Below are 14,429 nucleotides of genomic sequence, written 5' to 3'. Positions count from 1 at the left end.
CGACCTCACGCCCCGGTCGCGCGTTCAGCGCAGGGCGACGCCCCAGCTCAGATCCCAGCGCGACGACGGCTCGAGCCAGACCAGGTCTGTGCCGGAGTTGAGCGCGTCCGGTGGTGCGGTCATGGGCTCGAGCGCAACGGCCACCCGGCCGTCGGCGAGGCCGGGCAGCTCGTCCGTGACGTAGACCTGCGCCCAGCGGAAACGCGCGTCCGCCCAGACCTCCGCGGCGCGGGAGACGGACGGGTCGGCCAGCGTCATGCGCACCCGACCGCCGGAGACCCGGAGTCCGGTGAACGCCGCGTGGGCGGGGGCCGCGGCGAGGGGCGTCGGCGCACGAAGGTCGAATGGCGTCTCCGCCACGGACCGCTCCGCCAGCGGGAGGTTGTCGCCGCCCAGCAGCAGGGTGCGCTCGGCATCGATCGTGAGCGTGAGGTCGTCGCGCGTCGCGTCGCCGATCCGCAGGTACGGGTGGACGCCGACGGCGACCGGCGCGGCCCGCGGGCCCCTGTTCACGACCGAGATGGTGGAGCCGACACCCGACGTCCTCAGGCGGTACGAGACGACGACATCGAGATCGAACGGATAGCCGGCGGGATGCCGCACCTCCGTCGCGAGTTCCACGGCGCCCCGCCCCCGGGCGGCCGGCGAGAACGCCGAGTGCGCGACGAGACCGTGCAGCGCGTTGCCCGCACCGGGCTCCGTCCGCACGAGCTGCTGCGGTTCGCCGTCGAGCGTCCACCGCCCTCCGCGCACCCGGTTCGGCCACGGGACGAGCACGGCCCCGGACGCCGCGACCGGGCCGTCCGGCGCGCCGCAGACCAGCTCGACACCGTCCACGGCGAGCCGCTGCAGGCCGGCGCCGACCGGCGACACCAGCGCCTCGACGGCGACGCCCCCGACGGTCCGCGACAGAAGGATCGGATCAGACCGCCCGGACATGCAGGAGCACGGAGCGGTCGGGGTCCAGCGACGGCATCTCCAGCCCCACGAGTCGCAGGACGCGGCCGGGCAGCGTCACCCCGTCGGAGAGCCACGGCGGCTGGGCGCCACCCGGCGTCCCTCCGACGGGGAAGACGGCGCGCACAGCGTAGTCACGGGCATCGTCGAGGCCCGGCAGGCCCACCCGGCCGACGGGCCAGGTGCGCGGCCGCTCGGTGATGGAGAACGCGAAGAGCGCCTCATCGCGGGCGGGTGCGACGACGCCCTCCAGGCGGGCGGCCGTCTCGGTGAGATCGGCGTGGACGCTCGTCCCGCCATGCAGCAGCGCCCGGTGCTCCTTGTGGAACGCGATCCATCCGGAGACGTCGCGCTTCGTCTCGTCGTCCACGGTCAGCAGATCGAGCTCGACGCCGAAGTGGCCCCAGACCGCCTTCTCGGCGCGGTACGACAGCGGATGGGTCCTGTGGGTCGTGTGCGACTCCGCGGCTCCCAGGTGCGTGCCCTGCAGTTCCGGCGGGACCAGCAGTCCGGTCCACCGCAGGATCTCCAGCCGCTCGTGCGGGTCGTTGCAGTCGCTCGGCCACACCCGCTGTGTGCGCTCCAGCACGCCGAGGTCGATGCGCCCGCCGCCACTGGCGCACGACTCGATCTCGAGTCCCGGGTGCCGGCGGTGGAGTTCGTCCATCAGGCGGTAGGCGGCGAGCGTCTGCGCGCGAAGGCCAGGGCGACCGGACCGGGTGTGGCCGGCATCCAGCAGGTACCGATTGTGGTCCCACTTCACGTAGGCGATGCCGAGCTCCCCGATGAGGTCGCTCATCCGATCGAGCACGTATGCGTACGCTTCGGGGTGACCGAGGTCGAGCACATGCTGGTGCCGCGAGGGCAGCCCCGTGCCGTGGCCCGCGTCGAAGATCCACTCGGGGTGCTCCCGGGCCAGCCGGGAGTCCAGGTTCACCATCTCGGGCTCGAACCAGAGCCCGAAGTCCATGCCCAGTTCGCGCACGCGGTCCGCGAGCGGTCCGAGGCCGGTGGGCCATCGCTCCGGGTCGACGACCCAGTCGCCGAGCGAGCTGGTGTCGTCGCGGCGGCCCACGAACCAGCCGTCGTCGACGACGAAGCGCTCCGCGCCGATGGCCGCGGCCTCCTCGGCGAACCGCAGGAGGGTGTCAAGGTCCTGATCGAAGTACACGGCCTCCCACGTGTTGACCAGCACCGGGCGCGGCCCCGCGGGATGCGCGTCCGAGGAGCGCAGGTGCCGGTGGAAGCGCGCGGCCAGCTCGTCGAGCCCGTCGCCCCACGAACCGTACTGCCACGGCGTGACGTACTCGTCGCCCTCGGCGAGCTCCACCTCACCGGCGGCCAGCCCCTCCACCGCGGAGAGGCGACGGATGTTCGCCGGCGTGCGTTCGGCGGCCAGGGTCTGGTTCCCACTCCACGCCAGGTGCGTCGCCCACACCCTGCCCGAACGGAAGCCGAAGCCGGGCCGGCCCGCGGCGAGCAGCAGGGTGTGCTCGAGCCCAGGCTTTCCTCCGCGGGACGCCCGCACCCACTCGCCCACGTCGAAGGCGCGCCGCTGCGGGACCCGCTCCAGCGACCAGCGACCGGTCAGATCCAGAAGCTCGTCCGCCTCCGCCGGGACCGGCAGGGCCAGCTCCAGGCCGTCGACCCGGAACACCTCCTCACTCCCGTTGCGCAGCCGTGCACGCTGGCGGACGAGGCCGCTCGCGTGGAGCACCTCCAGCTCGAGCACCAACGACAGCGCGTAGGCGTCGTCGCGGGCCTCGACCGTGAGGGTCACAGCCTCCGCCGTTCCGGTCAGCTCGGAGCCCGTCGTGAGGAACACCGGCGCCCAGCGGCGTCCGGCCGAGTCGCCGACGAGACCGGGGCGCCCGAGCCATCCCTCGTGCAGCTGGCCGAGCATGGGCACGGGCTGCGGGTACGTCACGGCGCTGTCGCCGACCGCGGGCTGAGCGGTCAGTGCGATGAGCTGAAGCGCCTCCTCCCCCAGATCGCCCAGGTCCTCGCCCCAGTGCAGGATGCGAGGGAGGCGGTGATCGTCGAGCTGGACGACGACGCTGGTGCCGCCGGCCCTCAGGTGGACGGTGTCCGAGTCGATGCGCATCTATTTCACCGATCCGAGGGCGAGGCCCCCGATGAAGCTCCGCTGGAACAGCAGGAAGACGATGGTCGAGGGAACGGCCGCGACGACGGTCGCCGCGGCGATGACGGACCAACTGGAGACGTACTGGCCCTGCAAGGACAGCACGGCGGCCGTGATCGGCAGCTTCTCCGAGGTCTGAAGCAGCGTGATCGACCACAGCAGGTCGTTGAACACCCAGGTGAACGAGAGCGCTCCGAGTGCGGCGAGCGCCGGACGGGTCAGCGGAAGGATGACCTGCAGGAAGATGCGGACGGTGCTCGCGCCGTCCAGCGTCGCCGCCTCCTGCAGCTCGTTCGGGATGGTGCGCATGAAGCCGTACAGCACGAACGTGTAGAAGCCGATGCCGAACGCGACCTGCACCGCGATGAGCGCGCCGAGGGTGTCGTAGACGTTGAGCTGCTGCGTGATCCGGGCGACCGGGATGAGCAGCATCTGCACCGGGAGCAGGTTTCCGGCGAGCATGAGCAGCAGGATGGTGCGCCGGAACGGGATCCGGAACCGGCTCAGGCCGAACGCGGCCGCCGCCGACAGCAGCAGGGTGAGCACCACGGTCGGGATGGTCACGATCATGCTGTTCACGAGCGCCTGGAAGAGGCCGCCCTGGTTCCACGCCTGCACGTAGGTGGAGAGCGTGAAGGTGTGCGGCAGGCTCGCGATCCCGTTCGCCGAGATGTCGTCGAAGGTGCGGAACGACGTGATCAGCACCACGAGGATGGGTGCGAACCAGGCCAGCGAGATCAGGATGCCGCTGGTGTGGAAGCCGACGGTCGCGGCCGTCCTGCGGCTGCTGCGCCGGCGGACGGCGGGGCGAGCGGGAAGCGCGGCGGTGCGCGTGCGGGAGGCGGTGGTCGTCACGATTCCTTCTCCTCGGAGAGTGCGCGGACGAGATACGAGACGATGACCGCGATGGCAAGGACGAAGATGACGACGGCGATGGCGGACGCGTACCCGAGCGCGTGCGAGCCGAACGCGGTCGAGAACATGTAGGTGCTGAGCAGCTCGGTCGAGTGGTACGGACCGCCGCGGGTCATCGCCCAGACGATGTCGAACGAGCGCAGCGAGTCGATGATGAGCACCGACAGCACGACCAGGTTGACGCTGCGCAGCTGCGGCAAGGTGACGAGCCGGAACCGCTGCCACGCGGACGCGCCGTCGACCCGGGCGGCCTCCTGGACCGCGGGGTCGAGCGCCTTGAGACCGGCGATGAACAGCACCATCACGTAGCCGATCTCTCGCCAGAGCGCCGCGACGATCACGGCGTACAGCGCGGTGCTGGAGTCGCCGAGCCAGACGCGGGTCCAACTGTGCAGCCCCACGGCGTCCAGCAGGTTGTTCAGCACGCCGTTCGGCTGGAAGAAGGCGCCCCAGATGAGCGCGGTCACGACCAGCGAGAAGACGATCGGGAGGAAGAGGGCCGTGCGGTAGATCCCGACGCCGCGGCGCTCCGACTGGAACAGCAGCGCGACGCCGAGGCCCGCGACGAACGAGATGCCGCCGAAGAGGACGATCCAGATCGCCGTGTTCTTCAGGGCCGTCAGGAAGATGGGGTCGGAGAACAGGTCGATGTAGTTCTGCACGCCGACCGAGCTCGCCGGCCCGACACCGTTCCAGTGCAGGAACGAGAGGCTGATCCCCTGGAAGGCCGGCCAGAACACACCGACCGCCTCGATGAGGAACGGGATGAGGACGAGGGCGAACACGATCGGCGGCGGAATCGAGATCCGCCGCCGACCGCGAACAGAGGTGAGGGTCGTCACGAAGTCGCCCGGATCTTCTTGGCGGCCGCGTCCCAGTCCTTCAGGATCTGGTCGAGGTTCTCCGGATGCGCGAAGAAGCTGGTCAGCGCGGTGTCGGCCGGGGTCTGCTGGGCGTCGCCGGCATCCCGGTTGTAGAACTGCGTGATCTGCTTCGCAGACTCCAGCAGCTCCTTGCCCTGCGTGGACAGGGCGTCCAGCTGCGCCGTCGCCTTCGTGCTCGCCGGGAGGTAGGTGCCTTGCTGGCTCTTGGCGAGTTCGCTCTGCGCCTCGGGGCTCGCCACGTACTCGAGGAACTTCTTCGTCAGGTTCGGCTTATCGGTCTTCGCACTCGCGATGAACCCGTCGGTCGGGCCCTCCTCGGCCGCCGGGATCTTCGGGTCGATGGTCGGGAACGGGAAGAACGCGAGGTCGCTCTGCTTGTCTGCGGGGACGGAGGGCTGCGCCCACGCGCCGAGCAGGTACATGGCGACCTTGCCCTGCGAGAAGTCGCTCATCGCCTGATTCTGCGTCGTGCCGAGCACTGCGGGGTCGAAGTACGGCAGCACCTGCTTGAAGGCCGCGAACACCTTCCTCACCTCGGGGCTGTCGTACTTCTCCTTGCCGGAGAGCAGCTTCAGGTGGAAGTCGGCGCCGTTGATCCGCAGGTCGAGGTAGTCGAACCAGGCGGAGGCGAGCCAGGCGTTGTCGGACAGGCCGGCGGTGAACGGCGTCACGCCTTGGCTCTTGATCTTCTCGGAGGCGGCGAGGAACTCGTCCCAGGTCTTCGGCGGGGTGATGCCGAGCTTCTCGAAGTCGCTCTTGAAGTAGTAGACGCCCCACCAGTAGTAGCCGGTCGGGACGAACACCTCCTTGCCGGACGAGTCCTGGCTGAGGGTCTTGAGCGCGTCGGGGAAGTCGCCGCCGTGGTCCTTCCAGACGCTCGAGAGGTCGAGCAGCTGGCCCTGGTCGGCGAAGTCGCGCGTGGCCTGGCCGGCGTACCAGGTGTACACGTCCGGCGGGTTCTTGGCCGTCAGGTACGAGGGCAGCTGCTGGTTGAAGGTGTTGGTCGGGATCGTGTTCACCTTCACCTGGCCTTCGCCCTTCGCGTTGAAGTTCTTGACCAGCTGCTCCAGGCCGCCCTTCTCGGCGTCGGTGAAGCGCGACTGGAGGATCAGGGGGCCGGAAGCGTCTGGCCCGGACTTGGTCTGCTGCGCCTCTCCCGAGGTCGCGACGCAACCCGCGAGGAGCGCGGTCGCGGCGACAGTGCTGCCGAACGCCGCCAGCCAGCGGGTGGTCTTTCGGGTCATCTTCGACTCCATTTCGTGAGGTGATCGCCAGGACGCTCGGCCGAGGCAAGATCCTATGGCCGAACCTGATCCACGGTATGTCGCCGTGGTGGGGCGCCGTAGCAGAAAGCTGCGGTGTATCTGGACATTCCGACGACCATGGCTCATGATCGTCGAGTGCTCATCCCCGACGGCTTCCCCGGCCAGCGCATGCTCGTCCTCCCGCGGCCGCGCGTGAGGGAGTTCCTGAACCAGCCCGGAACGGCCCGCCTGGCGGTGACCGACTGCGGATACTTCCCCCGGGCCGACTCGCACGGGCGACGGCGGGCCACCCCGATCGGGCAGGCCATTGTGATGGCGTGCGTCGACGGCTCCGGTTGGTGCGAGACCGAAGCTGGACGATTCCCCGTGCACCGCGGTCAGGTCGTCGTGCTCCCGCCCCGCCAGGCGCACGCCTACGGGGCCGACACCGAGGACCCATGGACGCTGTGGTGGTTCCACGCGGCGAGCCCGGAGGCGGAGGCGTTCCTGGCCGGCGCGGGGATGACCGCCGAGAACCCCGTCCGGCGCCCTCGCGACCTGTACCCGATCGTCTCGCTGATGTCCGAGGTGCTCTCGTGGATGGAGCGCGACAGCACGACCACGAGCCTCAACGCCGCCGCCGGCGCAGCCTGGCACGCACTCACTCTGCTCGCCTCGGAGCGCTCGCGCGCCGACGACGCCGGCGACGTGATCGAGCACGCCATGGAGTACCTGCGGGCGCACATCGCCGACCGCGTGACCGTCCCGGAGCTCGCCGCGATGGCCTCCCTGAGCACGTCGCACTTCTCCGCGCTGTTCAAACGCCACGTCGGCTACCCCGTGCTGCAATACCAGACGATGCTGCGGATGGGGCGCGCCCGGGAGCTGCTCGACACCACCTCCGCCACGGTCGCCGCGATCGCGGCGGAGGTGGGCTACCCGGACTCCTTCTACTTCGCACGCCAGTTCAAGAAGGTGCACGGGATGACGGCACGCGAATACCGGGAGCAGCACAAGGGCTGATCAGGCGACGGCCGCGGGCTCCGCTTCGGCGAGAAGGTCCCTCACCAGGGCATCGGCCGGGTCTCGCGCCTCCAAGGCCCCCAGCACGCGCTGCGCCGACGTACGGTCGCCGCGCAGGAGAGCCAGCTGGGCCTCCATGACGTCGACCAGGTCGCTGTGCGTCCGGTCGACGTCCTCCCGGAAGATCAGCATGGTCGGGAGGGAGGTCGCGAAGTAGTCGATGCTTCCGCGCTCGGTGCGCTTCTGCTCGACATAGACGGCCAGCTCGGCCGTGAGGCGTTCCGATCGCTCCGCATCGTCGAGCCGCCGGGCCGCGACGATGGAGTAGTACGTCATCGGCGAGTGCGGCACGGCGGACATGGTCGTGAAGTCGCCGGCGCTCGTGGCCGCGGCCCGCCACGCCGCCGCTGCGCCGGACTCGTCGCCCGCCGCGCGGCGGGCATCGCCGAGGGCGAGCAGCAGGTCGGAACGGTTGGCGAGCGGATGCGGCGCCTCGCCGAGTGTCTCCGGCACGTAGACGGCGGCCTCCAGCGCCTCCACCGCAGCCCTCGCGTCGCCGCGGGCGAGCGCGTGCCCGGCCGCCGCCCGCTGGGCCAGCGTCCAGATCCGGATCGCCTCACCCTCTCCACCCTCCCAGGGACTGAACCGCCGGGAAGCCATCAGCCGGATCGCCTCGTCGTGGCGGCCGACCAGCACGAGGAGCTCCGCATATGCGAGCGCCAGGTCGTCGCGGGCCGCGATCAGAACGCCTGCGTCGGCGAGGGCCTCCAGCCGCCGCTCCGGAGTCTCACCCGCCCGCCGGGCCAACTGGTCGGCCTCGTAGCGCAGCTTCGCGTCGTCCGGCGCCGCCGCGACGGCACGCCGGTACAGCGCGACGGCCTTCCGAGGGTCGCCCTCGACGTTGTACGCCGCCAGTCCCAGTCCCCGGAGAGCGACCGCGTCGTCCGGCTGCCCGGCGACCGCGGCCTCCAGGTGATGGACGGCGTCGCGGTAGCGGCGCTGGAAGTAGAGCCAGTGCCCGAGGAGCGCGTGCGCGCGGGGGTCCCCGGTCGCGGCAGCGCGGCGTTCGAGCATGGCGGCGTCCGCACCGCTGCCGGCGAAGCAGCGCGCGGCCGAGACCTCGCGGGCGTCCCGCAGCGCTCCGGCGGCCTCGTCCACCCGCCCCGACTGCTCCAGCAGCTCCGCGCGGGCGTAGTGGATGAGCGCGAGCGGGTCGCCTGCGCCGGGCACCGGCCGCCGCACGGCCGCGGTCGCCGCATCGTCCAGAACGCGCAGCGCGTCGCCGGTGCGGCCGAGGGAACGGTATTCGGCGGCGACGTCGCGAAGGGTCTGGGCGTCGGTGGCCGGCGGCAGGCCGGCGAGGTCGTTGAGCCAGGCGTCGAGGGGATCGAGCGCGCGTGCGTTCGCCAGCACCGCATCCGCCTGGCCGCCGCGGCCGAGCGCACGCAGCGCCACGACCCGCACCGCCGCCAGCTGGAGGCTGTCCGCGTCGAGGCGCGACGCCTCCTCCGCCAGGCGGAGAGCGTCGTCCCAGCGGCCGGAGCGCGCCGCGATGCGCGCACGTGCGAGCCCCGACGGCGCCCGCCAGGCATAGTTCCAAGCGGCCTTGCCGAAGGCGTCGTCCGCGTCCTCGTCCCGGCCGAGCTCCGTGAGGACGACACCGAGCAGGTACGACGCCTCGCCGTCGGCCGGATTCGGGTTGCGGTGGGTCTGCCGCCGAAGCGCCGTCCGCAGGTGCTCCTCCGCGTCGGCGAGGCGTCCCGCCGCGAGGCGGAGCGAGGCGATGGCGACGTTGCTGCGGGAGTCGGCGGGGTCGCGCCGCAGAGCCTCCTCCCAGTACGGCTCGGGCGACCGCGTCGCGTGGCGGTACTGGGCGAGGTGCACTCCCGTGAGGTAGAGCTCGTCGATCGAGGCGATCTCCATCGGCGCCGGCGGCTCCGTCGCGGTCTCAAAGCCGTCCGGCGCCGCATCGCGGAACCGAGTGGAGGCGCGCAGCAGCTCGCCGCCGTGCACGGACGCCACCAGATCCAGTTCTCCCGTCGCCGGGACGGGAACGTCGGCGGTGACGGGACGCCCGGGTGCGACGGCGACGCGCTGCTGCCAGAGCGTGGTACCGTCCTCGTCGAGCAGCGCCAGGTCGAGCCGCTCGTGCACCCGCGTGACGGCGACGCCGACGCGCGCCGTCCTCCCGGTGCCCTCGTCTTCGGTCGTGATGCTGAGCGCCACGTCGGTGGAAGCCTGCGTCAGCGGACCGATGCCGTGGAAGGGGAACCAGAACTGGCTGAACGTCTTGGTCTCCCCCGGCGCCAGGTACGAGAAGTCGGGCTGGTTGTCGGTGTAGACGCCTGCCATCAGCTCCACGTAGGCGCTGCCGTCGTCGCCGAGGTTGGCATCCCAGGCGCGCCCGAACGGCGCGTTGCCCCAGGTCCACTGCTTCTTCCCCGGCGCGATCCGGTGGTCGGCGACGTGGGCGAAGCCGAGCCCGGTGGAGTGGTCGTAGCCGCCGAAGAAGTCGTCTTCGCTCGCCACACACATGTACGAAGTGGGGACCGGGATGTTGCGGTACCAGTCGAGGCGGTCCGCGTCGTCCGCGACGAAGGCCGGGCTGCTCCGATCGGCCCGAGCCGGGTAGTCGATGCCGTAGTAGGGCCGGTCGGCGGCGGGGAAGGCGGTCGCCGCGCGCTTCGCGTGGTCCGCGACCACGTGCACGTCCGCCGGGAAGAACGACTGGTAGTCCTCGTGCACCCGCACGGCGACGTTCGCCCACCAGAGGAACGTCTGGGTGACGGCGGTGCGGTTGTACAGCCGCACCCGCGCCTCGAGCACGGCCGAGCCCGGACGGAGGCGGATGCCGTGCATCCCCTTCATGCGCGCGAACGGGTCATGGTCGGAGCACCACACAGTGACCGCGCCGTCGTCCTCCCGTTCGATCGTCCAGTCCATCGGGAGGAACGTGGCCGGCCGGTGGTGCTGCGGCCAGTTGAACTCGATCCCGCCGGAGATCCACGGCCCGGCGAGGCCTACCAGGGCCGGTTTGATCACGTCGTTGCGGTAGAAGAAGTCGAGCCCGGTGGTCTTGTCGACCGCGATGTGCACCCGTCCGCCCAGTTCCGGCAGGATCACCAGCCGGAGGTACTCGTTCTCCAGGTGCAGCGCCTGCCAGGTGCGGACGGTCGCGTCATGGCTGACGGATTCGATGAACGGCAGGGGATACACCCGGCCCGACGACCCCTGGTAGACCCGGGACTCCAGGAACGCGGGAAGACGCCCCGGCTCCCCCGGCTCGTAGGTGCGGACGTCGACGGGCTCGCTCCACGCCGCGACAGCGGAGTCGCGCTGGTCCTCGGGGACCGGCGGGAGCGGAAAGCGGGGCAGATCGTGGGACATACGGAGGACCCTATGCGGCGGGCCGATCCCGGGAGAAGATGCGTTCCCACGCATCACCTGGACAATCCTCTGGTCGCCGGCGGCGCCCCCTAGGCCGTCTGCAGCCCCCGCGGCCGGCGCAGCACGGCGGCCGTCGTGATCGCGAGCACCACGACCCCGATGGACTCGACGATGACCGTCTCGGGTACGAGGGTGAAGCTCCACACCTCGCGGATGCCGAACAGGCCGACCGTGAGGGAGAGCAGGAGGGCGGCCAGGCTCGCGAGTTCGAAGAGCAGGCCGAGCACGGTCGTGATCCGCAGCAGGGCGCCACGCGTCACCAGCATGCCGATCGCGAGCACGAGGCCGGCGATCCCGTTGAGGACGAAGAGCACACCGAGCAGGCCGCCGACCCCGACGGTGAGCAGGTAGAGGTGGATGCCGCCGGCGACGGCCAGGAGGATCGCACTCAGGATGCGCAAGGCCAGCAGCGGGCCGCGGCTCCGTTCGGACATGAGGACACCTGCCTTCCGTTCGCGCCGGCGCTGTGCCGGCCCTGTCGAGAACACGAGATGGGGCGCGGGATGGTTCACCCCGGCCCGAAGGCGGAGAGGAAGCGGTCGCGGAACGCGTCCATCCGCCACACCGGCGCGGACGGCGACGGCAGCATCCCACTCTCCCACTTCCAGGAGGAGATGCGGTCGATCACGGCCGGGTCCTTCGCGACGATGCTGATCGGGACGTCGTGGTTCGCGCCCGCGCCGCTCACCACGGTGGCCGGCTGGTGGTCGCCGAGTACGACCAGCACGAGGTTCGGGTCGTCGACGGCGCCGAGGAAGGAGAACAGCGAGCGGAGGGAGTACTGCACCGACTCGCCGTACAGCTGCTGCACGTGCTTCGGGTCGCGCCACACCACGCTCGGCGGAAGGCCCTGCGCGGGCTGCGGGTCGTAGACGGAGCCGTCGCCGATCGAGTCCCACGGCACCACCTGCGGGAGCGGCGTCCACGGGGTGTGCGAGGAGACGAGGTCGATCTCCGCCATCACCGGCGCGTGCGGTCTCGCCAGCTCTTGCCGCTGGAAGTGGGCGAGCGTGTACTGGTCCGGGATGCGGGCGTAGCTGAACTTCGGGCCCTCGTAGCCGACGTCGGTCGCGTTCAGCAACTCGTCGTAGTGGTAGAACGAGCGGCCGACCGGCCACGGTTTCGTGTCGGAGGGCACGTCGCTCACGGTGCGCCAGCCCGCCTTGCGGAACGCCGCGCTCAGGGTGAAGCGGTCGCCCGCGGTGACCTGGTCGTACTTCTGCTGCGAGTCGATCCAGAGACCGGTCTGCAGGGTCGAGTGGGCGAGCCAGCTGATGCCGCCGAAGGTCGACGAGGTGAGGAAGGCGCTGCGCTGGGAGTAGCCCTCGGCGGTCAGCTGTGCCGTGCCGTCCCGCAGCACCGCGTCCACCCCGGGCGAGAAGCTCGTCCCCTGGACGGCGACCTGGCCGTAGCTCTCCACGAAGGCGACGATCACGTCCTTCCCGCGTAACCCCGTGAGCAGGTCGGATGCGGGGACCTGCGCATACGGGTCGGAGCCCGACTGCCGCGCCAGCGCGGCCTGCGCGCCGACGGTCTCGACCGCCTCGCGCGTCTTCGCGATCCCGGTGGACACCGTGTCCGCTGCGGCGACCGGCTCGCCCGGCACCAGCTGGGCTCCGACGAGGGCGACCACGAGCCAGCCCGCGGTGACGCCGGCGGCCCCGATGAGCGCAGGTCGCCGTCGCGGGACGAGCAGCCGCGTCACGCGCAGCAGTGCGGCCGCCAGCAGCGCGACGGCGGCGAGCGCCGCGATCCCGACCAGGACGACGAGGGCCGCGGCCCCGACCGGCCCGGTGGAGTCGCTGACCACGCCGTAGCCGTCGGCCAGTTCCTTCCACCCGCCGACCGGGTCGAACGGACGGCCGACCGTCGATGCGAACACGCGGTCGAGGGCCGCGAGCAGCGCGGCGACGACGAGCGCGAGCGCCAGCAGGACGGCCACGATGCGGCGGGCCGGGCGCCACGGCAGCAGGAGGAGCAGCACCAGCGCCAGCACAGCCTCCAGCGGGATGCGCACGAGCGCGAGCACGGAGTCGGACGCGATGAGGCCGGGCGCGAGGCACGCGAGCACCACCACGACGGCGGCGAGCACGTCGAGCACCCGGGCGACGACCCGGCGCGTCCGGGCCGTCACGCGCCCTCCCGCGTGCTCCGGCCGCGGCGGGCGTCGGCCGCCGCGGTATCGGGTACGAGCTCGAACCGGTCGGAGAGGGCGTACCGGAGCAGGACGACGTCCCCGATCGGGCGCACCTCCACGAGCTCCGCACGGCGCTCGGCCGACCAGGGGAACGCCGCGTCGCCGACGAAGCGCGGGGCACGCCTGTCCCCCACGAAGAAGGGCGCGACGGCGACGGCCAGCTCGTCCACGAGCCCCTCGGCGAGGAACTGCGTCAGGGTCACCCCGCCGCCCTCGACCATCAGCCGCCGCACGCCGCGACCGCCGAGGTCGTCGAGCAGGTCGGCCATGACGACCTCCGTGCCGAGCCCGACCACCTCGGCGACCTCGCCCAGGCGGCGGCCGATGCGCCTGGCCTCCTGGCGCGGGCAGTAGACCAGCTTGCGCGAGTCGCCCTCGGTGAAGAACGCCGCCCGCGGATCGAGGTCGCCCGTCGCCGTCACCGTCGCCTTCCACGGCGAGCGCTCGGCGCCCGACGCCTCGCGCCGGCCGCGCCGCTCGGCGCTGCGGACCAGCAGCCGCGGGTTGTCGCGGCGGACGGTGCGCGCACCGACCAGGATGACGTCGCTGCGGGCGCGCAGCTCATCCACCCGGTCGAAGTCCTCCGCGTTCGACAGCGCCAGCCGCGGCGGGTCGGCCGAGTCGAGGTACCCGTCGAGGGAGATGGCGCAGTTGACGGTCACGTAGGGACGCTCGGACACGGGAGGTCCTCCTCACGATCAGAGGGACGAGTGCCGCCGCGAGCACGCCCGGGACGACGGAGACGACGGCGAGCACGCCGACGAGGGTGGCGGCGGAGACGCCGAGGGAGGCGGTGGAGCCGCCGACGGCGAACGCCCAGGCGGCGACGCCCTCGCGCGGGCCCCAGCCGCCGATGTTCACCGGGATGGACGCGGCGCACAGCACGACGACCGCGAGCGTCAGCATCCGGTCCGGCTGCAGGCGGACGCCGACCGCGGCCGACGCGACGACGACGGTCGCGACGTGGCACGCGACGACGACCACCGAGGCGGCGGCGATCTGCGCGAGGGCGATCGCGGCGCGGCGGTCGGTGCGCAGCCGGTGGACGCCTGCCCGCAGCAGGCGTCGCATCCGGGGGCTCAGGAGGGCCGCGGCCGTGAGGACGACGGTCACGACGGCGAGCACGCCGCCGATCGCCGGGAACAGCACCCCGCCGAACGCCGCGCCGCCGGCGAGCAGCACGGCCACCGCGATGACGAGCTGCACCAGCTGGCCCGCGACCCGCTCCCCAGCCACGGCCTGCGCAGCCCGGCCGGGGCGGTCGGTGCTGCGGCCGTGGTCGACCGCGCGGTGCACGTCGCCGAGCACGCCGCCGGGCAGCACGGTGTTGAGGAACTGCGAGCGGTAGTACATCCCGACGGCGCGCGGCCAGGCGACCTCGATGCCGAGACCGCGCGCGACGAGGCGCCACCGCCACGCGGCGGCGGCGGTGGCCACGAAGGCGAGGGCGACTGCGGCGACGACGACCCCCGGCCGCAGGCTGAGCAGGCCGTGGAGGAACGGGCCCGCGCCGACGCGCCACACGACGGCCGCGAGTGCGGCGCCGGCGACGACGAACCGTGCGACGAGCAGGAACCGCCGGGAGCGGACGATCCGCCCGGCTTTCGAGGTCACCTCCC

The 14,429-nt window shown here is 71.9% G+C and carries 11 protein-coding genes; 1 reads left to right on the top strand and 10 read right to left on the bottom strand.

Translation table 11 applies throughout. The features are described from left to right. Positions 1-24: 24 nt before the first annotated feature. From P5G59_RS18555 to P5G59_RS18535, 5 genes are read right to left on the bottom strand one after another with little or no spacing between them, the layout of a single operon-like run. Positions 25-939, bottom strand: coding sequence for an aldose epimerase family protein (locus tag P5G59_RS18555; RefSeq protein WP_301220504.1), 915 nt, complete (start codon positions 937-939; stop codon positions 25-27). Continuing rightward, positions 923-3,061, bottom strand: coding sequence for an alpha-galactosidase (locus tag P5G59_RS18550; protein WP_301220503.1), 2,139 nt, complete (start codon positions 3,059-3,061; stop codon positions 923-925). Before P5G59_RS18550 ends, P5G59_RS18555 begins: the two co-directional genes overlap by 17 nt. Further along, entirely contained in the window at positions 3,062-3,955 is an 894-nt protein-coding gene (locus P5G59_RS18545) for a carbohydrate ABC transporter permease (protein WP_301220502.1), read from the bottom strand. It abuts the gene before it with no gap. Continuing rightward, positions 3,952-4,857, bottom strand: coding sequence for a carbohydrate ABC transporter permease (locus P5G59_RS18540; RefSeq protein ID WP_301220501.1), 906 nt, complete (start codon positions 4,855-4,857; stop codon positions 3,952-3,954). Before P5G59_RS18540 ends, P5G59_RS18545 begins: the two co-directional genes overlap by 4 nt. Further along, entirely contained in the window at positions 4,854-6,143 is a 1,290-nt protein-coding gene (locus P5G59_RS18535) for an ABC transporter substrate-binding protein (protein WP_301220500.1), read from the bottom strand. The genes P5G59_RS18540 and P5G59_RS18535 overlap by 4 nt, the downstream gene beginning before the upstream one ends. Positions 6,144-6,299: 156 nt before the next feature. Between P5G59_RS18535 and P5G59_RS18530 the strand changes: the two genes are divergently transcribed. Continuing rightward, positions 6,300-7,166 (top strand): AraC family transcriptional regulator, encoded by an 867-nt coding sequence (locus tag P5G59_RS18530; protein WP_301220499.1) that lies wholly within the window; start codon positions 6,300-6,302, stop codon positions 7,164-7,166. Here P5G59_RS18530 and P5G59_RS18525 read toward each other — a convergent pair whose 3' ends face one another. From P5G59_RS18525 to P5G59_RS18505, 5 genes are all read right to left on the bottom strand, one after another. Further along, positions 7,167-10,553: a DUF5107 domain-containing protein gene (locus P5G59_RS18525; protein ID WP_301220498.1), complete on the bottom strand. Its 3,387-nt coding sequence runs from the start codon at positions 10,551-10,553 to the stop codon at positions 7,167-7,169. Positions 10,554-10,642: 89 nt separating this feature from the next. Continuing rightward, entirely contained in the window at positions 10,643-11,047 is a 405-nt protein-coding gene (locus P5G59_RS18520) for a hypothetical protein (protein ID WP_301220497.1), read from the bottom strand. Positions 11,048-11,121: 74 nt separating this feature from the next. Beyond that, positions 11,122-12,747 (bottom strand): alkaline phosphatase family protein, encoded by a 1,626-nt coding sequence (locus P5G59_RS18515; RefSeq protein ID WP_301220496.1) that lies wholly within the window; start codon positions 12,745-12,747, stop codon positions 11,122-11,124. Beyond that, entirely contained in the window at positions 12,744-13,490 is a 747-nt protein-coding gene (locus P5G59_RS18510; protein WP_301220495.1) for a RibD family protein, read from the bottom strand. Before P5G59_RS18510 ends, P5G59_RS18515 begins: the two co-directional genes overlap by 4 nt. After that, entirely contained in the window at positions 13,372-14,424 is a 1,053-nt protein-coding gene (locus P5G59_RS18505; RefSeq protein ID WP_301220494.1) for a lysylphosphatidylglycerol synthase transmembrane domain-containing protein, read from the bottom strand. Before P5G59_RS18505 ends, P5G59_RS18510 begins: the two co-directional genes overlap by 119 nt. Positions 14,425-14,429: the final 5 nt, after the last annotated feature.

The sequence above is a fragment of the Leifsonia virtsii genome (genome assembly GCF_030433675.1).
GTDB lineage: Bacteria > Actinomycetota > Actinomycetes > Actinomycetales > Microbacteriaceae > Leifsonia > Leifsonia virtsii.
Note: the sequence above shows the minus strand (reverse complement) of the source record. Positions and strands in the feature narration are given on the sequence as shown.